This is a genomic window from Moorena producens 3L (genome assembly GCF_000211815.1).
Taxonomy (GTDB): Bacteria; Cyanobacteriota; Cyanobacteriia; order Cyanobacteriales; family Coleofasciculaceae; genus Moorena; species Moorena producens.
Window position 1 is genome coordinate 143858 of record NZ_GL890930.1, and the last position, 19537, is coordinate 163394.

Consider the following 19537-nt stretch of genomic DNA (forward strand, 5'->3'; position numbering starts at 1 on the left):
GTGCGCTTGACCTATTAAGAATTAAATTCGCCACGGGTCGCACCTGAAAAAGCGCTGCATCGCTTTCTTATCCCCCACACCCGGTCACCCCACACCCGGTCACCCCACACCTGAGGTCAAAGTAAAAAACCTACCCTGATGGGGAGATAGGGAGATGGGGAGTCAGAATTACTATAAGAACGGCGATAATTATCCAGAATTTCTTGATTTAGTAATACTAAAGTAGTGGGCTTTTTTTGCTTGTAACTGATACACTTTAAGCACATCATAACGTGGTTAATCTATCAGCTTATGGGTTTATCTAAGGTAACATTAATCGTGACTCAGAGGGAGCGGTTTAGTTTAACAAAGCCTTCCCTAGACAGTATTATTGCTGATTATTCCTCTTATCCTTTTGACCTAATCTATGTAGATGGTAATGCTCCATCCCAAGTGCATGAGTATCTGCAACAGCAGGCAGATAAACACGAATTCATGACTTTGATCCATCGCGGACGCTATTTGAGATCGAATGTTGCTCGTAACATAGCTCTACCGTTTGTTAAGGATGCGGATTACATTGTTTTTATTGACAATGATGTGATTGTAGAGCCTGGTTGGTTAAAACGTTTGGTTGAGTGTGCTGAACAAGAGCAAGCTGGTATTGTTGCTCCTCTAATTTTACAGGGGCAACCAGGCTCTCCGGATATTGAGGTACATGTTGCTGGGATTAAAACCAAGTTTCACCAAAGAAAGCATGGTAAAAAGTGGTTTGAGCAAAAGCAGTTGCTCTATGGTACTCAATTACGGGATGTTGAGCAGGATTTACATCGTACCCCAGTAGATTCTGTAGAGTTTCATTGTATCCTAGCTCGTCATTCTCTGATCAAGTCTATTGAACTGGATGAAATCTTTGATAGCTTGGCGAGTCATACTGATTTATGTATGCAGGCAACGGACTTAGGCGAGACAATTTTCCTGGAACCTAAATCTAGAATCACTTTCCTCAATCCTCGACAGATCACTCGGTTTGACCAGGATGATGTGCCATTTTACGTATTTAAATGGAATGAAGAATCTGTACGAGATGTGTTCAATCGTCAAGTCAAAAAGTGGAATTTGGGTAAGGATGATCCTTCAATGTGGTCGATTTGGAGGTGGGTGATTGAGAATCGTCAACTCCCGGCTAAGTGGTCAACTCAAGAGGGGAGTTTCGAGAGAAAGTTATTGGAGTTCTGTCAGCGTCGCTGGTGTCCAAGTTGGCTGCGTACATTGTTAGAATCCTATGTGATTAAGCGCGCATTTCCTGAGACTGGGATTGCTGACAATTTAGTGGAAAATGTCAGTAATAAACCTTCGGTGACTGTGTAGGTAAAAGGGAATAGGGAGTAGGGAGTAGGGAACTTCGGATCAGGGAACAGGGAACAGGGAGTAGAGATACCCTCTCCCTTAATAAGATGGGGATATGATTACTTTAAACCCCTTTGCCTATTGCCTATTGCCTATTGCCTTTTGCCTATTGCCTTTTGCCTTAATTTGTGGCCAATAGGGTGAGATTCGGTAGAGATTTTATTGATACAGTCTCTACTTTTTTTTGATTACCAAATCTAGATTAGGAATTACCTTTAACTGAGCTGTATAACCATTGTGATTCATCCTATGGTGGCCAGTGCCTATCAATCAAATGGCAAGGTTTGGAATCTATCTGATGCACTGCCCACCCTACATAAACTACTGAGCTGTATAACCATTATGATTCATCCTATGGTGGCCAGTGCCTAGCAAACCGATGGCAAGGTTTGGAATCTATCTGATGCACTGCCCACCCTACATAAACTACATAAACTATTCGCTTAGCGCATATGCTTAGCTATGGTGGCCAGTGCCTAGCCGATTCCTAACATCCAAAAACTTCAACTGTCGATAAAGCATAGAAATCATGGGCAAATCAACTCCTGCTTTCCTTGCCATCCGCAAAGGATTGCCCACAATTGCCTCAACTTCCAAGGGTCTTTTTCCATCATAATCCAGTTTCATGCTGGTTAAATAAGATTTCATGTTTTCGGTATGGTCGAGCATTTTTTGGATAAAGTAGTCGCCTAGTATCCGCCCGCAACTCTTTGCCCCTGCTAGCACTTCCCCCATTATTTGTTCTGCTAAACGCCGCGTATCGGGATTCGCCATGATTTCATCTGTTCTGGCATTTAAAATCACGGAAAGACTATTATACGGAATATTCCACACTAACTTTTTCCACCTAGCTAACAGCAAATCTTCGCTCAACTCAATAGGAATCCCTGCGCTTTCAAAATCCCTAGCAATTTGGCTCATTTGTTCTGTAATGCCAGTAGCTTGATGGTTAGGAGCATATTGTCCTAGGGTAATGATACCATAGTCGATGTGGTGAATCTGACCCTGCCCTATTTTATTAGAACAGACAAAACATAACCCACTGATTAGGGTATTTTCTCCTATAAATTTGGAAATTTCTGGTTCAACATTGATGCCGTTTTGTAAGAGCAACACTACGGTATTTTCATTTATTAATGGCGGCAATAGCTCTGGTAAATGATGATTTTGGGTCGCCTTCAATGCTACTACGATTACATCGCAATTGGGCATTTTTTTGACATCGTTGTAGGCATCGACTTCCGGCAGAGTAAAATCACCATCCACTGATTTTACAATTAAACCGTTTTCGGCGACATGGTGGTAGTCGCTACGGAGTAAAAAGCTGACTTGATGACCTGCTTTTTGCAGTTTGGCACCGTAGAATCCGCCAATAGCACCGGTGCCGATAATTCCATAGGTTCGATTGGACATTTTGAGAAGATGGGTCTGCTAGGGTGGCAAATTAGTTAGACAAGAAGAGGAGATAGGGAAGATGACTATAAATAAGTAAGCTCTCAAAAAACGATCGCATTTTTTTTATACTACCTCTAACTAGATCACAATATCACCAAAACCCAAAAAACTTCCCTACAAATTTGTTACAAAAATTTTCAAAATATGCTACAATAAAAGATTATTTGTGCTATTATAAAAGAGTGGTTGGTAAAACTTCCACCTCAAGAGCTAGCCCGGGAAACGTACAAATCTACGGGCTAGCCTTGGGTCCCCTATGACAGGAGATACTTTTATTATGACTTATTCTGAGCGCCTTCATCCATGGGTGATCATGCGGCTATTACCCAAGATGCAGCGAGTCGTTGTTGGTCGGTTCCGCAACCGGTCTGATGCCGACGGTCATTTAAAAGCTCTTAAACGGCTGATGCCGGATGCTAAATTTGTGATTGTTTTTGATGTCGGTAATCCGATAGATGAGGAATCGTTGGATGAGGAATCCTAGGGTTGTAATTTGGTAAGCGATCGCACAGGGAGCAGGGAGCAGGGAGCAGGGAGCAGGGAAGAGTTAAGAGGAAATAGGTCAAAAATCCTGTGTACCTCATAGCCATAAGAAAGGCTATAGTTGAACAATTCAGCTAATCAGCTATCAGCTTAAGCGCTACGCGCACGCGTGCGCGTTCAGCTATCAGCCAATTCTAGAAAATCTCGAACTATTAAATTCTCCCATTTCAGATTTATTTTAAGCATTAGGCTGACCGCTGACAGCTGACGGCTGAATGCTTACTCCCTACTCCCTACTCCCTACTCCCTACTCCCTACTCCCTAATCTTCCAACGTTATTACAACTTTACCTCGGGCGTGTCCTTGTTCAAGATATCTGATAGCTTCAGGCACTTTACTTAAGCTGTATCTTCTATCGATAACAGCTGCTATTTTGCCGGTTTCAAGAAGCTCCTTGATAAACACTAAATCCTTCTGGTTTGGTTCCATAAACAGGGACACAATTTTCTTACTCCCGGTCATGTAAATCCATGGTCCTAGGAACATAAGTTGGAAAAGTTGTGCCATGGAACCTCCGACAAAGACATAAATTCCGTTGGGAGTTAATATATTCTTGTAATCCAAAATGGAACGATAGGCTGCAGCATCAAGAATCAGGTCATAATGCTGACCATTTTTGGTGAAATCTTCTTGAGTGTAATCAATAACATGGTCTGCACCAATGGAGCGCACCATGTCTAAATTCCTGGTGCTGCACACCCCAGTCACTTCGGCTCCGAAGGATTGGGCAATCTGGACGGCAAAGGTACCGACACCACCAGAGGCACCATTAATCAAAACCTTTTGGCCTGGCTGAATCTGTCCTTGGTCCCGAAGACCTTGCAGGGCGGTGAGTGCGGCTGCGGGTACTGCTGCCACTTCCTCGAAGGTGATATTGGTGGGTTTCAAGACTAATGCACTTTCCCTAGCACATACATACTCGGCAAAACCCCCGAAACCACACTCGGATAGGTCCCCGAATACTTCATCACCTGGCTTAAACTGCTCTACGTTTTTGCCAACGGCTTCAACTCGCCCTGCTATGTCTGCTCCCAATATCTGGTTTTTTGGTTTTAGAAGCCCAAAGCCCATGATGCGGATCAAGAAGGGTTTTCCTCTTAGTAAATGCCAGTCACCTGCATTGGCGGATGCGCTATTAATTTTTACTAATACTTCATCCTCCTTAGGGATGGGTTTTTCTATCTCTTTGAGCTTCAGAACATCGGGTGATCCGTATTGTGTGTATAGAATTGCTTTCATAAGTATACTACTAATCTTATTATTATTTATAGCGTTTTTTATAGTAAGCTAAGCTGTTCGGCATTTAAATTGGTATAATAAAAATTAATAAATAACCCAATAATAGGAAATATGCCAGCAAAAAATTATCTGACAGCAAAAAACAATACTTCAAAAAGCCTTAAAAATAGAAGAAAATGGAAATATTAGAGAACGTATTTTAATTTTGCTGTTGTTGAATAGTGGAAAAACACAGTTAGAAATTGCTGAAGTTTTGGGTTGTTCAAAGAACACAGTCTGTTATTGGTGTGTCCACGGAGATCCAGATGACTTAGAGAGTCTTAAAGATAAAAGAATGAAAGGCAATCACCAAAAAGCAACAAAACAATATATAGAAGTATTATTAGAATTAGTCGAAAAAGAACCCGAAGAATTAGGATATGAATTTGGTCGATGGACAGCTCAAAAATTAGCCGTTCATTTAGAAGATACAACAGGCATCAAGTTAAGTGGGTCTCAAGTTCGTAGGATACTAGTCAAGAAAAAATATGTTTACCTTTGGTCAAAGTATAGCTTAGATTCTAAAAAAGACCCTAAAAAAAGGGAAGCATTTAAAAAGAAACTAGATGAGTATTTAAAAATAGAAAAAGAAAGCCCAGAGCGTCTTCAGGTATGGTTTTGGGATGAAAGCGGATTTAGTTTGAGAGTCATCAGAAGAAAAAACTGGTGTAAAAGAGGAAAGCGAAAAAAAGTTAGAGGAGACCGTTCGCGCAGCGTCGGGCTTTGCCCGAAAGGCAAGGGAGAGTTAATGTGATGGGAGCTTTGCGATATTCAGAGAAAAAAAGATTTGTAGATTTCCTCAAAAAAAGCAATAGTCAAACTTTTTATGAAGTTTTAAAAACCTTTTATAAAGAGCTAGAAAATGAATGGATGGAAGCGGGTAATCAACTAGAAGACTTTGCTAATAAAGGACCGAAAATCGTCATTATTTTAGACAATGCTAGTTTTCACAAAAAAGCCGAATATATTCATAAAATAGAAGAAGATATGCCGAATATTTATTTAGAATATCTTCCCGAGTATAGTCCTGATTATAACTTAATTGAATTGGTTTGGCATTCAGCAAAAGAATATATTGCCAATCGAGTTTTCAAATCAATTGAAGAATTAGAATGTTTGTTAAATCATCTTTTAAATGAAGGAGGGTTAATTATAAAATGGGTACGAAAAATAAAAAACAAAGGCAATGCTGTTATCACAGTTTAAATGCGCAACAGCTTATCAGTTATCAGCTATCAGCTATCAGCTTTAGCAAAGGGAACAGGAAACAGGGAACAGAATTGTATTTAACAGCTATTCCCTAGAGCAACTCAGAACAAAAATGTTTACGGATAAGTATTTGTTGACATCCAATGAGTTGAATGTTTTGAATTTGATTTTGTATCGTTGATAGGGAGTAGGGAGTAGGGGGAAGAGTTTGGGGCGGGGGCGCGGGAAGTGTGGGAAGTGTGGGGAGAAAGAATAGGGAATATTATATAGCGGTTTTTATAGTAATGATATATATATAATATAGCAATTTTCATAGCTATGAGGTACACAATTTCTGGATTTTAGGGAACAGGGAACAGGGAACAGGGAACAGAGAAGATGGAAGATGGAATAAGGAATAGGGATGTGCTGCATCAAGAAAGGGAATTAAAGTCAAAGAATACTGTATGTACCTCATAACTGCGAAAAACGCTATAATAGAATATAGGATTTTTACCGACTCCCGACTCCCTTTACAATATGTACAAGCTCACAATTAATAAAATTGGGAATTCCCTAGGCATAACTCTACCTGAAGAGATCCTACAACAGCTGAATGTTGTTGAAGGAGATACTGTATTTATCACACAAACCGCTGATGGTGTTGAAATCACCACGAAAGATCCTGAGTTTGAAAAGGTAATGGCAGCTTATCAGAAAGTCAGCAAGAGGTATGAAAATGCCTTGAGGGAGCTGGCTAAGTGAGGGAACCGCTGTGGATATCGGAAGCTATAACTAGAGCTATTCATGCTGATCAAATTGCACAACATGGGGGAAGTCCAGGGATTCGGGACGAAAATCTGCTATCGGCTAGTTTAGCCAGACCTAGACATCTATTTGTCTATGGTCAACCAACCTTATTTGATTTAGCAGCAGCCTATGGATATGGTTTGGCAAAAAACCATCCCTTTATAGATGGCAATAAAAGGGTCGCTTTCGCCGTGATGGCAACTTTCCTTGAAGTAAATGGATATTCTCTAGATGTCCCAGAAATGGATGTTGTGGTAATGATGGAAAGGTTAGCAACAGACCAAGAAAGCCAAAATGCCATTGCTAAGTGGCTAGAAGCAAATGTCGGTACTTAATTTGATGATCCATACTAATCAAATACCGATGCTAGACTGGGTTGAATATAACCTAAAATGACCCTCCCAAGGTTTTTGACGTTGGGAGTTTTTTACTGTCTGTTAACCATAACTCTGGTATATATATAGCGTTTCCATTTGAGATGTAAACGAATACAGTCTTTTTTTAGTTTACTAAAAAACTCTGGATATCTTGCCCCTCTTGCCTCTTGCCTCTTGCCTCTTGCCTTTTTCGACCATCGATGAATTTACAACTCGTTTGAAAACCTTCTACAGCGTTTTTCATAACTATTAGGTACACAGGATTTTTTCACTCTTGCCTCTTGCCTCTTGCCTCTTGCCTCAATTTGGCTAATTCGTCCTGAGCAAACTCCCGCAGTTTAGGATCGGAGTCATGGTCTGCTCTATCCTGCAATAAGGATTGGATTTGGGAATGGTTAGGATAATATTCCAGGATGGCCTTAAGGGCTGCTTGTCGAGGATTGTCATCCCATAATTTCTTACGCTCAAAAGGGTCATGGAGAGTGCGATCGCGTAAAAATTCCCATAACCAAGGCTGATTGTGCCAAGCTTGAGCTAACTGTTCAATTGCTATACCTCGCACATCCGAATCAGTATCAGAGCGAGCCAATTCTTGAAGTAGGGGTAAAGTATCTAGGTGGTCTTTGTAACCTTGAGCTAACTGTTCAATTGCTGTAACTCGCACCCACGAATTAGTATCAGAGCGAGCCGATTCTTGAAGTAGGGCTAAGGTATCTGGGTGGTCTTGGTAACCTTGAGCTAACTGTTCAATTGCTGTAACTCGCACCGACGAATCAGTATCAGAGCGAGCCCATGCTTGAAGTAGGGCTAAGGTATCTGGGTGGTCTTGGTAACCTTGAGCTAACTGTACAATTGCTGTACGTCGCACCCACGAATTTTTATCAGAGCGAGCCCATGCTTGAAGTAGGGCTAAGGTATCTGGGTGGTCTTGGTAACCTTGAGCTAACTGTTTAATTGCTTCACCTCGCACATCCGAATCAGTATCAGAGCGAGCCGATTCTTGAAGTAGGGCTAAGGTATCTGGGTGGTCTTGGTAACCTTGAGCTAACTGTTTAATTGCTTCACCTCGCACCCACGAATGTTTATCAGAGCGAGCCGATTCTTGAAGTAGGGCTAAGGTATCTGGGTGGTCTTGGTAACCTTGAGCTAACTTTATAATTGCTGTAGGTCGCACCCACGAATTTTTATCAGAGCGAGCCCATGCTTGAAGTAGGGCTAAGGTATCTGGGTGGTCTTGGTAACCTTGAGCTAACTGTTCAATTGCTGTAGCTTGCACATTCCCATCTTGATCAGAGCGAGCCCATTTTTGAAGTAGGGCTAAGGTATCTGGGTGGTCTTGCCAATGGGTGGCTACTGCTACCACAGCGTTAGTGCGAATATCACTATCACTGAATCTTTTTCTATTTTGATCATAATTAATTAAGTCTTTGACGCGATTCAGTAATGTAGTATCTGTTGATTTAATCTCATAGCGATTCCTCACCTCAGATAAAAAATCTGCTGCCAAAAATAAATTTCCAAACCTATTACTCTCTCCATATTGTGCTATCAAATACTCAATAATTTCTCCAGCTTTTCTGGAATCAATCATGCCCACAATCAACCTCAGCACTTCATGCCAAGATTCATCCCGCCAGTGCTGACCAAATACTTGGGTTTGTAACTGTTCTAGGTCAATCTTCTGGGTTTTCTCAAATTTCCTGACAAATTCCCAAGCACAGAAATATTCCAAAAATGTCCGATGCACAAAGGCGTAGTAATCTGCTCCCATGAAACACAAGATAAAATTGCGGGTGCGCAACTGATTAATCATTACCTTAGCCACCGCTCTTGGATTAGTAACTTCCCGTAGTTTCAACTCCTCGAAGATAATCCGTTCTAAATCCTCTGCACTAATCAGATTTCCCGCTAATCCTGCTTGATTACCCTGCATGAAATCTGCCACTTTTCCCAGCATCTGTTGCTTATCTTGATAATCAATTGTCTTGGGGTCAAGACGATTATCTTCTAGTAATGCTCGTTCCACATCCCATCGATGGAGCAGTAATCGAGAGGATTGGTTATAGAGTTCAGAGCGGTCACGAGGCAATTCTTGATTGCGATTCAGGATTGCCATCATGGTTAGTAATAGGGGATTTTGCGCCAGTTGTCGAATTGGGGAGGATGTCTTGATTGCGTTTTGTAAGCGCTCCCGTTTCCTAACTTTATCGGCTTGATCCGTAAAGGTTAATTCATGCCAGTGCTCGATAAAGGTTTGAATTTGTTCGGACTCCAAGTCTTGGAGCATAACATGACGAAATTCAGCATCCCGTAGCCGTTGGGGTTTATAACCAATTACCCGAGATGTCACAATTAATCTTACTTTAGGATAGGTATTGGTAAAGCGATGAATATCCGTAATTACATCTTCTCGTTTACCTGGCTCAAAGACTTCATCCAACCCATCAAACATCACTAAGGCATTACCAGCCTTTAACTGCTCATCAAGGTGATGTTGATTGAGATGACAGATATATCCACTGCTTTGATGACAGAATTCCAAGAAATTATGACACTGTCCACTATCGCGATTCCGGATATAGGTGCGTAATTCAATCAGTAAGGGAATTGGTAGAGAAAGGGCAGTAGTTAGATCGGTTCTTGCCCACTCCAATGCTAAATATTGCAACAAAGTAGATTTACCAGAGCCTGGGTCTCCTAAAACCACCAAATACCGATAGCCTTGAGAGTCCTTGATCACATCCAATACGGATTTTATCGGCTGTTGATAATAAAGCTTTTTAGCTCGTTGCAACTCCTTTTGGTCAATTTCCTGTTCTAGTTGACCACTCTCTAGCAGTTTTTGATAATAATCCTTAGGCAGTTCATGAATCGCCTCTGGCATCAAGTCATGAACCTCTCGCACATTTTGGGGGATAAATATCGTCCAGAGTTTTAGTTGATTATAGGCAGAACCATCGGTATCTAAACTATCTAGTTTAACATTACCGTAGCTCTCTAGGAGTGCTTCTTGATACTCCCTTAAGTTAAAATCAGGGATAATGCCTGCTGTAGCGTTAGTGTTTTTTGCGATCGCATCTAACGTTTGGGAATCCCAGATAGGCCGTAACTTATCCGATTGCTTGATTATAGTTTGTACTTGCTTGAGATACTGTTTACCAATATACTTCCAACGAAATTCTTCCGGTAATGATAATAACTTCAGCTCAACCCAAGTCTTGGCTAATGTATCGGTATCTATTTCTTTACAGCCATAGTTAAAGGCACTTCCCAGGATAGCTTTAACGGATTGGTTCTTAATATACTGCTTGAGGGGTTTAGTATATTGTTTTATTTCTTGCTTAGATAGGTCAGCAACCTTTAATTCTTGTCCAACTAAAGCTACAAAAGCTTTTAAGGCTTTAACCAAGAGTTTTTTCTGGGTATCTTGCTCCGATAGTCCGGTATAATCTTTGATAGATTCTTTGAAAAAATCTTTAGTGTAGTCTTCTAGAGCGTCTTTGGCCAAGGGACCGATCACTTCTTTGGCGAGATAGCCACCAGCACTAGAAATTCCCCACAGTGCTAACCAATCTAGCATGATCTTGGTAGTTGTTTTTTGGTTTATCTATTATTATAGATCTTTAGGGAGTAGGGAGTAGGGAGCAGGGAGCAGGGAACAGGGAACAGGGAGCAGGCAAGACGCAAGACGCAAGACACAAGACGCAAGACGCAATAGTTGGGACAGCCTGCCCCGTAATGAACCACTGTTCGCTCAAAAAATTGTAAACCCTAAATGCCTTTAGGGTTAAGATTTCAGGCTAGACCGCACTTAGTAAGAGCCTCGCTAGTTTTCCGCATTATAAGTAGGAAAGTCAGTATAACCTTCTTTACCTGGAGAATACCAAACTTTAACATCTGGAATAGGATTAAGAGGCCAATTATTAGCGAAGCGATCAACCAAATCTGGATTACTCAGAATCGGTCTTCCGAAAGCAATTAAATCCGCCACACCTTCTTGAATTGCCGCTTCTGCTGTTTCTTTACTATAGCCGCAATTACCAATAATTGGACCATCAAAAACGTTTCTAAGCTCAGCCAAAGTCATCGGTTCTCCTAATTCATGAAATCCAAACGCCAACCCATCTAATACATGGATATAAGCTAACCCATAACTGTTTAACTCTTTAGCTACATAAAGAAATGTTTCACGATAATCCACAGACCCCATATCATTAAATAAACCATTAGGAGACAAACGAACCCCCACTCTATTGACTGGGAAAACAGTTATTACAGCTTCGATTACTTCTTTGAGTAAACGATATCTATTCTCAATAATACCACCATAGTTATCTGTTCTTTGGTTGGTTTTAGATTGCAGAAAAGAGTCCAGTAAATAACCATTAGCTGAATGAATCTCTACCCCATCAAAACCTGCATGTTTGGCATTTTCAGCCGCTTTTTTATACTCTTCTACTATTTGGGGTATTTCTTCAGTTTCCAGGGCTCGTGGAGTTTCGTGAGGCTGTTTTCCCTGAGGGGTATGAACATATTCTTCGTTAATTTTAATGGCTGAAGGAGCAACAGCTAGCTTACCATCATGGAAACTACTATGAGAAGCCCTACCACAGTGCCAAAGCTGCAAAAATAATGGCGTATTCTTAGAGTGTACACTACTAACAACTTTTTTCCACCCTTCAGTTTGTTCCAGAGTATAAATACCAGGAGCATTTACCCAACCGTTAGCTTGAGGGGAAATAAAAGTACCTTCAGTGATAATTAGACCTACTCCAGTTCTTTGAGTATAATATTCCACCATTAAATCATTGGGAATACCCATATTAACTGCTCTCCCTCTAGTTAAAGGAGGCATTACTACTCGGTTTTTTAAAGATAAATCACCTAATTCAAAAGGGCTTAGTAGTTTGGACAAAGAGAGTGGAGCCGTCATTTATTGTACCCCTCAATGTAAATTGACTCAAATCCATTTAAACAAAATATAGCAATCCTAAATGATTTGTGACAAGTTAGGGGCTTGGTATGTTTTGCTCAAGCGCCAGGGTTAGGTTGCTGCCCGTAACGCACCACTGCTGGGTCAAACAACTTTTAGGAGATGCACCCGATGGGAGAGTGTGGGAAGAAAGAATAGGGTATATTATATAGCTGTTTTCATAGTAATAATATATATATGATATAGGTTTTTTCCCGGGTGGATATCGGAACCTATAGCCAGAGCTATTCATACTGATCAAATTGCACAACTGTTTTCTTGGATGGGGGGAAAGGTTAGCAACAGACCAAGAAAGCCAAAATGCGATTGACCAAAGGTCACGCTACGCGATTGGCCGTAGGCCACGCTAAAAGCGAACGCGCTTGTGGCTGGGTGCATCTCCTAAAAGCTGTTTGACCTGGTGGTTGGAATGGGCATCAGGCGTGGAACGGGCATCTTGCCCGTTTCATTTCCGGACGGACTGTCCCAACACTGGCTACCGATAAAATCAGGGCGAGCCCGTCCCTAAAGCACCACTAGCCACTAAATTCTAAATTCTTCATTCTAAATTCTTCATTCTAAATTCTTCATTCTAAATTCTTCATTCTTCATTCTTCATTCTAAATTCTTCATTCTAAATTCTTCATTCTAAATTCTTCATTCTAAATTCTTCATTCTAAATTCTTCATTCTAAATTCTTCATTCTAAATTCTTCATTCTAAATTCTTCATTCTAAATTCTTCATTCTAAATTCTTCATTCTAAATTCTAAATTCTAAACTAAACCCCAGTAACACCTCATTTCCTGTTAACACTACAGGCATTGCTACTACTTCCACAGGTTGATTTGCCAGATAAATTTCTACTAGTTTATCCTGAGGATTAATCAACCAACCCAAACGCAAGCCACTGGCTAGATACTCTTGGATTTTCTCCTGTAGGGGCTTTAATCGATCTGTCCGTGAGCGCAACTCAATCACAAAATCGGGGCAAATGGGTGGAAAACCTTCTCTTTCTGTTTGACTCAGTGCTTTCCATCTTTCCAGCGCTACCCAAGCTACATCGGGAGAGCGATCGCCACCACCTGGTAAACTAAACACAGTCTGAGAGCTAAACACAACCTTAATATTTAAAAAACCAGCGATGCACAGAATTTTTTCTCTGTTCCCGATTCCCGACTCCCCAGGGCTGTTTCATTCTAAATTGCAATATTTTATGCATTGACGAGGATACGTCTTTTCAGCCTTCGAGCATTCAGGTATGTGATGGCTGAAAGCCTTTAAACTCGTTACCTAGATCCAGAATGAAATAACCCTGCCGACTCCCGATTCCCGACTCCCGATTCCCGATTCCCGATTCCCGACTCCCGATTCCCGACTCCCGACTCCCGATTCCCGACTCCCTAAAATAAATAGATTATCCGCCCCTAACGCTGATTCTGCAATTTTCTCATTTCCTCTTGCACCCCCACTGCCACCTGCAAGGCTTGATCTAGCACTCGTCCATACTCACTGGCCTGATCACTCAAGTGCAGGGCAGTCAAGGTGGTTAAATTAGTAGTAAATAGCTGAGGATTCTTAGTAATAAACTGCTTATTCTCTCTGAGAATTCGTTCTGTCTTCAAGGCACGCACTAAATCCGTTTTCATCACCTTAAGGGCTTCGAGCACTCGCTCCCGATTGCTGAGACCAACACCTGGATTACCAGCTTCTTCCAATTGATCATTAATGTATACAGCTCTAATCACCGTATTGTATCGATCCACTTCTTTCACCAGCCGTCTAACTGCCTTATATTTCAACCATAGAAAGGTACCTCTACCCAATTTGATCAGGAAATCTCCTGGTTCTTTTGGTTTCTCTAGGAAAAAACCTCTGACTCGGTCTGGCTTCTCCCCAATCAAATTGCTGAGATAATCCTCTGAAATCACCAAGTCCTGCAAATCAGGTCGCATAGTTGTCCGTGCCTATGATAAGATAGTGGTCGAGAGCCTTCTAGTCTATAAGCTTAACATGGTATTAATACCTTACCGTTAAGTTCAGGAGACCTGTTAGGGGTCAGGGGCATGACTGGGTATATGGTAAGCATTCAGCGGTCAGCGTTTAGCGGTCAGCCTTTGGCCAATGGCACCTCAAGTAGTGTGCGTGTAGCGCATAAGCTGATACGCGACACGCTGATAGCTAATAGCTGATACCTGAATAGCTACGGTATATGACCACATAAAACAAGGATGCGATCGCATTCCCAATACTAATCATAAAAAGCCAGTTAACTTACTAACACAAACGAAAACTTAGCTAAAACTGCACCAAGCAATACTAAGTTTCCTCAATACACTGCAAGTCTCTGGCCTTAAAACGCACTGGCATCCCATCAGACGGATAAATCAAAAGGTTTGTATACAGTTATAAAAAGTGTCACATAGTCTAGCAATCTCTACAACTATTTGGTATACTTAAGGGAGGTTACTGATACCACTACGTAAGGCGGTCGAACTTACGGGACTCTCCAGAAATACCTTTCGCAAGTATGCAGATAATGGCACGATCAAATGCGAACGCACCCCAAGTGGTTACAGACTCTTCGATACAGAAAGCTTACTCACCTTCGGAAAGGCGGGCAAAACTGTGGTTGCTACTATCTGTTACTGCCTCCTCAGCAGCCAAAAACAAAGGAATGACCTTAATCGACAGGTTGCTTATATGCACTCCCTCTATCCAGAAGCGGAAATCATCTTTGACATCGGATCAGGACTTAACTACAAAAGATTTGGGCTTAAAACCATACTGGAGCGACTTATGCGTGGGGATCAGCTCACAATTATTGTTGCCTGTCTCGACAGACTTACCCGGTTTGGGTTTGAACTCTTTGAGTACTTGGTTAGAAGTTACCGTAAGAGTAGTGCAGCCTTTATAGTTGGTAAATTATGCAGCATAGGGTAAAGGTTTTGTAGTAAGGCTGCACTACTCTAAGGTTTCATCTCCGGTCAGTCTCAACGGTGGAAAAATCATGGGATCCGACAACCCTGAAAGCTGTCTTTGATCAGAATTTACCGCCGATATTCTCTCAATCATTCACGTCTGCTCTTGTAGAGTCCAAGGACTCAGGAAATACGGTTCAAAAATCAAAAAAGATCCGACTATTCCTAAAAGCTGACCAACGTCAATTGATTAATCGCTGGTTTGGAGTGTCCCGTTATGTTTTCAACAAGACCGTAGAAATCCTCAAAAATGGCGAAGTTAAAGCTAACTGGTTGGCCATCAAGACTGACATCCTTAACAGTCTTCCTGAATGGTGTAAAACAGTACCTTATCAAATTAAATCGATAGGGATAAAGGATGCCTGCACTGCGGTCATAGAGGCTAAGAAAAATACAATTTGACTGGGCAAATTAATCGAGTTCGCTTTAGGTCTCGAAAAACTCCTGTTCAGTCTTGCTACATCCCAAAATCCGCTGTTTCAGTAAAGGGGATCTACCCTACAAAATTAGGAGAGTTAACCTTTGCTGAAAGCCTACCAGATCACCTATGTGACTATCGATTAATTAGCACCAATGGGGACTATTATTTAGTAGTCCCTTACAAAGCAACTCGAAACAAAGCCGAGAATCAAGGCAAGGTAGTTGCTCTCGATCCTGGTGTTAGAACTTTTTTGACGTTTTTTAGCTGTCCGGCAAAAGAAGCCCCACACCTAATGCGTAGCATAGGTGTGGGATGAATTTTGCACAGGGTATTATAAAATTGCTATAATATATGTACTGATAAACAAAGCCGTTCGCGTAGCGTGGCCTACGGCCTTAAATGCTGGGCAAGTCAGCCACTTACGTGCCTAAAAAATAGAACTTATTGTATTGTTCCGGTGGGTCGGGGCATCCCGTGTCGTTAATAAAGTAACCCGTGTATCCGAACGCGCCCCGCGTCGGCGAAAGCCGATAGTGATGGCTGGAGTTGGTAAGAAGCCCACACTGTAATCTTCGATGAGCGTGTGGGAGTATGTCACCGAAAATTCTGTAGGAAAAATTGGTGAAGGGGACTTTTCTCGAATTCAGCGTCTATGTTTACCTTTTGATAGGCTGATTTCAAAAATCAGCCTATCAAAAGGTAAACAAAAACGTCGAATCAGAAAGGCGGCCAGAATAATCACTATCAGAATACAGAACTTGATCAATGAATTGCATCACAAAGCTGCCAGATTTTTGGTTGACAATTTTGACTTTATTCTGCTTCCCACTTTTGAGACATCTCAAATGTCAAAACGACAAGAGCGAAAGATTCGTTGGCCAAAAGGCCACGCTACGCGAACAAAAACAGTCCGAAACCTACTCTCTTTTGCTCATTACAGGTTCAAACAGTTCCTTAAGCATAAAGCTTTCGAGACAGGAAAGCTCGTAGTTGATGTATGTGAAGCCTACACCAGCCAAACTGTCAGCTGGACAGGTGAACTCGTCAAAATTGGTGGAAGCAAAATCATTAAGTCCAAAATTGATGGTCAAAAAATGGATAGAGATATAAATGGCGCTCGTGGGATATTCCTGAGAGCTTTGGTAGATACACCCTGGATGCGAGAGCATCTTGCCTTGGCGGGCTAATTTCTACCTTGGTAGACTTTGGTAGCTAAAAAGTATCGGAATACAGTTGATCACAGACTTAATTATTGAAAATAGAGTCAGTAAATTTAGGTGCTATAGGTATCTTCAATGAATTGTGAAAATTTTTGATTCCTACTCCCTGCTCCCTGTTCCCTGCTCCCTTTCCTATGGGTATAACCCTGGCAATTTATAGATCCTGTAAGTATTACACAACTAGCGATTGAGCGTAGGTCACGGGACGGGAATGCCATAGGATCCTAATCATTAATCCAAACTAGGCTCAAATCACTTAATCCTTCTGAGGATAAAGGTTGTATAAATTAGCGGCTCCGAAAGGGTAAAAAAATATAGTTCATAGAACATACCACATTATAGCACCAGCCAAAAGCAAATCTGAATTGGGTCTAAAAAAAAGGCTTGACAAATTATTTTTAAGATATTAGTATGATTAAGTAAAACCAGAGCTGTGATGATTCAATCTGCCTATTATAACATAAAACTTCTGGTCAAAATGCTTATGGGTAAAGCTTGGCCAGGATTTAATCAGATAGGCAAATCTAAAGCTTAGATGCGCAACAGCTTATCAAAAATTTAGGGTGCTTAAAAAAATGAGAGCTAACCGGTTGTGTGCTAGGTCTGTTTAAGGATATACCTGCCACAATCACCAGCTGGTTTCTATAGCTATTTGCAGCTTAAAGGTTAAAGGTTAACTACCTCTGGACGTGTTGTTCACAGCCCTCTGTCAGCAAGAGGGTAATAACTTAGATACACATTAGATACACACCAACGAGGTAAATTAATGTTCAAATTCATCAAGCAATTGTTCTTAGCTGGTCTACTCAGCATTCTGATTACCAGCGGTATTTTTGTACCGAAAGCCTATGCTCAGTTTCCTTGTCAACCTCCTGGTCCTGATAACGGTACTCTATGTGCTGTTGTCTTCTCTGAAAAAGGTCCCCAAGATGGTCAAAGCTGGCGTAGCAGTGATAATTTCAGCACAGGATATTGCCCAGGAACTCAGATGATGTGGATCGCCCAAGGTCCGGATGCTGAAAACATTGAATTTGGTCTTGCAAAAGATGTAAGTGGAAGTGACCCTACTTTACAGGATCCAATTGTATACTGTGGAATCACTACTATGTTCCAAGATAACAATCTGTACCTAGGAAATCCAAGGGGAGCGGGTCAAACGTTCTCAGTGCATGTTTACACTAATGAACCCATGCCTCAGTAAAGTTCAAGTTGGCAGATTAGAGTAATCCAGAATTAGAGTAATCTAGTTTACCTTCTGTTCTGGCTTTCTAGAATAAAGAGATAGATGCAAGGGAATCATAGAATGAACTACCTTGTGTCTATCCTCCTGTGTCTATCCGCCTTTGTAGAAATCATACTCTAATTGACTACTCTAATTCACTAACGTTCTAGACAGTTACTGTTGAAAACACTGTTGAAAATACTGTTGAAAAACAAAGTGATTAAGATGTTCAAAACCCTTAAGCAATTTTTCATAGCTGCTTTACTGAGTCTGATTATTACCAGTCTCATCCCTGTACCGAAGGCTTATGCCTCAGCTTGTGAACCTCAAGGCGAGATCTGTTTTATTGGCTGGTCAGAATCAAGACCCCAAGATGGTCAAACTTGGCGTAGCAGTGATAATTTCAGCACACGATATTGCGAAGGTGACCTGATACAATGGCAGATCGAACTGACAGATGAAGCTGATCAGATTGAATTTAGTGTTGCACAAGATCAACCCGGTTCTGACCCCACAATTTTTCGAGACCTGCGTGATTGTTCTTTTACAGAGCTGGTAAAAGACCCTAAAATGTACATAGGAAATCCCAATGGTGCTACTCAACTTTTTCAAGTATTAGGTTATACTTCCACTTGCGAAGACAATGGTGGGGGAAATCAAAATACTACCTGTGACTATAGTGACTCCCTTAATATTGGTCAGGTTTTTAAACCAATGAGTCACAACAGTTACGAGCTACAATATGCCAATAGTTTGGCGGAAGTCCTAGACCAGGTAAAAGCGATCGAGATTGATATCTTTGATTCGCCTTTCGGAATTGGTGGTGGTGGCTCAGTACCAGGAAATTGGTTCGTATTTCACAACCCGACAGATTTCCCACGCAATAACTGTAGTGGTAAATTCCTATCAGACTGCCTGAATGATGTCAGACAATGGCACGAAGAAAATCCCGAACACGAGCTTGTTACTATCTTGATTGATAAGAAACAAGGTTGGGGGCAAAAGGGCGAACAAAGGGGTCCCCAGGATCTAGATGCTCTAATTATAAGAATACTATCTCCAAATAATGCAGATATTTTTTACGAACCCACTGACTTACTAGAAGGGGAGGGCTGCTTACAAAACAGCGAAGGACTATCATCTATGCGAGTTGCTGCACAAAATAATTGTTGGGGCAAAGAGGGTGATTATAAAGGACAATTCATGGTAATCATTGGCGGTAGTGGACCGGCAGGAGGAATAACAGGAAATCCTAACCCAGTAATTGCTCAATATGTTCGAGATACAAACTACAATCAAGGGTTGATATTTGCTTGCCCTGATGTAGAGACACTAGAAGAGATTACTGGAATACCAAAGAGTTTCGATGCCAAGACGGCGGAGTCTGTAGTCTGCGATAATTTCATTTTCGAAAGCATGTCTAGCAGTTTAGGAGAGGCTGTCAGAAGCAATAACTATGTATCCCATGTTGGAGTGATTTCCCCAGAGAATGATTGTTCCTACAGCACTGCAGTTAATAGCTATGGACTTAGCTACATTGGAATAGATAATTTTGAAATAAAAGACTGGAATGATGGTAGAATGAAAGGCGGCTACAATTGCGAGCAGTAGGATAGGGCAGCATTCCCTAATATTCCTAGGGGGGCTTAATTGGTGTAGCCCGATGTTAGCTATCAGCTATTA

Annotated in this window: 13 protein-coding genes and 4 pseudogenes; 10 read left to right on the top strand and 7 right to left on the bottom strand. The window is 41.3% G+C overall.

Translation table 11 applies throughout. From position 1 onward, the window contains the following. Positions 1-318: 318 nt before the first annotated feature. Positions 319-1350, top strand: coding sequence for a glycosyltransferase family 2 protein (locus LYNGBM3L_RS17255; protein ID WP_048815269.1), 1032 nt, complete (start codon positions 319-321; stop codon positions 1348-1350). Between the two features lie 495 nt (positions 1351-1845). On the opposite strand, the gene LYNGBM3L_RS17260 is transcribed toward LYNGBM3L_RS17255, so the two are convergent. Further along, the gene (locus LYNGBM3L_RS17260) at positions 1846-2802 is read right to left on the bottom strand and encodes a putative 2-dehydropantoate 2-reductase (RefSeq protein ID WP_008185827.1); all 957 of its coding nucleotides are present in this window, start codon (positions 2800-2802) and stop codon (positions 1846-1848) included. Between the two features lie 319 nt (positions 2803-3121). Between LYNGBM3L_RS17260 and LYNGBM3L_RS17265 the strand changes: the two genes are divergently transcribed. Continuing rightward, positions 3122-3328, top strand: a complete 207-nt coding sequence (locus LYNGBM3L_RS17265; RefSeq protein ID WP_044493665.1) for an SPOR domain-containing protein — start codon at positions 3122-3124, stop codon at positions 3326-3328. Positions 3329-3648: 320 nt separating this feature from the next. Here the strand turns inward: LYNGBM3L_RS17265 and LYNGBM3L_RS17270 are convergent, their stop codons facing one another. Continuing rightward, positions 3649-4626: an NAD(P)-dependent alcohol dehydrogenase gene (locus LYNGBM3L_RS17270; RefSeq protein ID WP_008185833.1), complete on the bottom strand. Its 978-nt coding sequence runs from the start codon at positions 4624-4626 to the stop codon at positions 3649-3651. 111 nt (positions 4627-4737) lie between these two features. Here LYNGBM3L_RS17270 and LYNGBM3L_RS38495 point away from each other — a divergent pair. The 3 genes and pseudogenes from LYNGBM3L_RS38495 (at position 4738) to LYNGBM3L_RS17290 (ending at position 6998) form a co-directional block, all read left to right on the top strand. Further along, positions 4738-5871, top strand: a pseudogene (locus LYNGBM3L_RS38495) (IS630 family transposase). Positions 5872-6393: 522 nt separating this feature from the next. After that, positions 6394-6618 carry an AbrB/MazE/SpoVT family DNA-binding domain-containing protein gene (locus LYNGBM3L_RS17285; RefSeq protein ID WP_008185840.1) on the top strand — a complete coding sequence of 75 codons (225 nt, stop codon included), beginning with the start codon at positions 6394-6396 and terminating at the stop codon, positions 6616-6618. Continuing rightward, positions 6615-6998 carry a type II toxin-antitoxin system death-on-curing family toxin gene (locus tag LYNGBM3L_RS17290; protein ID WP_008185843.1) on the top strand — a complete coding sequence of 128 codons (384 nt, stop codon included), beginning with the start codon at positions 6615-6617 and terminating at the stop codon, positions 6996-6998. Before LYNGBM3L_RS17285 ends, LYNGBM3L_RS17290 begins: the two co-directional genes overlap by 4 nt. Positions 6999-7308: 310 nt before the next feature. On the opposite strand, the gene LYNGBM3L_RS17295 is transcribed toward LYNGBM3L_RS17290, so the two are convergent. From LYNGBM3L_RS17295 to LYNGBM3L_RS17310, 5 genes and pseudogenes are all read right to left on the bottom strand, one after another. Continuing rightward, the gene (locus tag LYNGBM3L_RS17295; protein WP_008185849.1) at positions 7309-10620 is read right to left on the bottom strand and encodes an NACHT domain-containing protein; all 3312 of its coding nucleotides are present in this window, start codon (positions 10618-10620) and stop codon (positions 7309-7311) included. 23 nt (positions 10621-10643) lie between these two features. After that, positions 10644-10787, bottom strand: coding sequence for a hypothetical protein (locus tag LYNGBM3L_RS43785; protein ID WP_154659834.1), 144 nt, complete (start codon positions 10785-10787; stop codon positions 10644-10646). Between the two features lie 79 nt (positions 10788-10866). Further along, positions 10867-11973 carry an alkene reductase gene (locus LYNGBM3L_RS17300; RefSeq protein ID WP_008185851.1) on the bottom strand — a complete coding sequence of 369 codons (1107 nt, stop codon included), beginning with the start codon at positions 11971-11973 and terminating at the stop codon, positions 10867-10869. Positions 11974-12772: 799 nt separating this feature from the next. Beyond that, positions 12773-13195, bottom strand: a pseudogene (locus tag LYNGBM3L_RS17305) (Uma2 family endonuclease); the annotation flags it as partial. A gap of 242 nt (positions 13196-13437) precedes the next feature. After that, positions 13438-13965 (bottom strand): hypothetical protein, encoded by a 528-nt coding sequence (locus LYNGBM3L_RS17310; RefSeq protein ID WP_008185855.1) that lies wholly within the window; start codon positions 13963-13965, stop codon positions 13438-13440. A gap of 673 nt (positions 13966-14638) precedes the next feature. Here LYNGBM3L_RS17310 and LYNGBM3L_RS17315 point away from each other — a divergent pair. The 5 genes and pseudogenes from LYNGBM3L_RS17315 to LYNGBM3L_RS34020 all read left to right on the top strand — a co-directional run bounded on the left by LYNGBM3L_RS17315 (position 14639) and on the right by LYNGBM3L_RS34020 (position 19465). Beyond that, the gene (locus LYNGBM3L_RS17315; protein ID WP_229414555.1) at positions 14639-14953 is read left to right on the top strand and encodes a recombinase family protein; all 315 of its coding nucleotides are present in this window, start codon (positions 14639-14641) and stop codon (positions 14951-14953) included. 56 nt (positions 14954-15009) lie between these two features. Continuing rightward, positions 15010-15677 (top strand): annotated as a pseudogene (locus tag LYNGBM3L_RS38500) (helix-turn-helix domain-containing protein); the annotation flags it as partial. A 325-nt stretch (positions 15678-16002) separates the two neighbouring features. After that, positions 16003-16599, top strand: a pseudogene (locus LYNGBM3L_RS17325) (zinc ribbon domain-containing protein); the annotation flags it as partial. A 799-nt stretch (positions 16600-17398) separates the two neighbouring features. Next, on the top strand, positions 17399-17833 hold the full coding sequence (locus LYNGBM3L_RS17330; RefSeq protein ID WP_008185865.1) for a hypothetical protein: 435 nt from the start codon (positions 17399-17401) through the stop codon (positions 17831-17833). A 246-nt stretch (positions 17834-18079) separates the two neighbouring features. After that, on the top strand, positions 18080-19465 hold the full coding sequence (locus LYNGBM3L_RS34020) for a PI-PLC domain-containing protein (protein ID WP_048815270.1): 1386 nt from the start codon (positions 18080-18082) through the stop codon (positions 19463-19465). Positions 19466-19537: the final 72 nt, after the last annotated feature.

Bases quoted from the DNA above. Each gene is read 5' to 3' on its own strand.
- LYNGBM3L_RS17260 (WP_008185827.1), bottom strand. From the start codon at position 2,802: ATGTCCAATCGAACCTATGGAATTATCGGCACCGGTGCTATTGGCGGA.
- LYNGBM3L_RS34020 (WP_048815270.1), top strand. From the start codon at position 18,080: ATGTTCAAAACCCTTAAGCAATTTTTCATAGCTGCTTTACTGAGTCTG.
- LYNGBM3L_RS17295 (WP_008185849.1), bottom strand. From the start codon at position 10,620: ATGCTAGATTGGTTAGCACTGTGGGGAATTTCTAGTGCTGGTGGCTAT.
- LYNGBM3L_RS17285 (WP_008185840.1), top strand. From the start codon at position 6,394: ATGTACAAGCTCACAATTAATAAAATTGGGAATTCCCTAGGCATAACT.
- LYNGBM3L_RS17300 (WP_008185851.1), bottom strand. From the start codon at position 11,973: ATGACGGCTCCACTCTCTTTGTCCAAACTACTAAGCCCTTTTGAATTA.
- LYNGBM3L_RS17270 (WP_008185833.1), bottom strand. From the start codon at position 4,626: ATGAAAGCAATTCTATACACACAATACGGATCACCCGATGTTCTGAAG.
- LYNGBM3L_RS17330 (WP_008185865.1), top strand. From the start codon at position 17,399: ATGTTCAAATTCATCAAGCAATTGTTCTTAGCTGGTCTACTCAGCATT.
- LYNGBM3L_RS17310 (WP_008185855.1), bottom strand. From the start codon at position 13,965: ATGCGACCTGATTTGCAGGACTTGGTGATTTCAGAGGATTATCTCAGC.
- LYNGBM3L_RS17265 (WP_044493665.1), top strand. From the start codon at position 3,122: ATGACTTATTCTGAGCGCCTTCATCCATGGGTGATCATGCGGCTATTA.